We start from the raw sequence: 989 nt of genomic DNA, 5'->3' as shown, positions 1-989 counted from the left end.
GACCGATCGTGCGGGCCGCCGGGTGACGGGCGTGCGGTACGTGCGCGGCGGGCGCGAGCGCTTCCAGCGGGCGGCGGCGGTCGCCGTCGCGGGCTACTCCATCGAGACGCCGCGGCTGCTGCTGAACTCCGCCACCTCCCGCTTCCCGCAGGGTTTGTGCAACGACCACGACCTCGTGGGCCGGTACGTCATGGTGCAGGGCGCGCCGCAGACCGCCGGCCGTTTCCCCGACGAGATCCGCATGTACAAGGGCCCGCCGCCCGAGGTGAGCAGCGAGGCGTTCTACGAGACGGATCCGTCGAAGCCGTACCGGCGGGGCTTCTCCGTCCAGACGGTCTCGCCGCTGCCCATCATGTGGGCCGAGCACGTGGCCGCGCAGGGCCACTGGGGCAGGGACCTGCGGCAGCGGATGGCCGATTACGTGCACTGGGCGACGCTGGGTGCGCTGTGCGAGTTCCTGCCGCAGGCGGGCAACCGTGTGACGCTGGCGGAGGAGAAGGACCGGCACGGGCTGCCCGTCGCCCGTTTCGACCACGGCCACTGCGCCAACGACGACCTGCTGATGGACGCGGCGCGCAAGGTGATGGAGGAGATCCTCAAGGCCGCGGGGGCCACCGAGCTGATGACGGTGGAGCGGTACGCGCACCTGGTGGGCGGCTGCCGGATGGGCCGCACGCCCCGGGAGGGCGTGGTGGACGGCGACCTGCGGACGTTCGCGCTGCCCAACCTCTTCGTGACCGACGGCAGTGTGCTGCCGACCCAGGGCAGCGCCAATCCGGCGCTGACCATCATGGCCCTCGCGGACAGGGCCGCCACCCGACTGATCGCGCAGCGCTCCGGGAGGACGTCATGACCTGCGACCGGCCGGTCGAGGCGCTGGAGGTCTCGGCCTACACGATTCCCACCGACGCCCCGGAGGCCGACGGGACGCTCTCCTGGGACTCGACCACCGTCGTCCTGGTGGAGGCCCGTGCCGCCGGGGAGAGGGG

1 protein-coding gene is annotated in these 989 nt (G+C 72.6%); it reads left to right on the top strand.

What is annotated here, in order from left to right; all coding sequences use genetic code 11:
• Window positions 1-853, top strand: an 853-nt coding sequence (locus tag LE181_RS31890) for a GMC oxidoreductase (protein WP_263869640.1), incomplete at its 5' end; no start/stop codon positions are given.
• Between the last annotated feature and the right edge of the window lie 136 nt (window positions 854-989).

Origin of the sequence: Streptomyces sichuanensis (assembly GCF_020328095.1) — a bacterium.
GTDB lineage: Bacteria > Actinomycetota > Actinomycetes > Streptomycetales > Streptomycetaceae > Streptomyces > Streptomyces cinnamoneus.
This window is presented reverse-complemented; position numbering and strand designations above follow the sequence as displayed.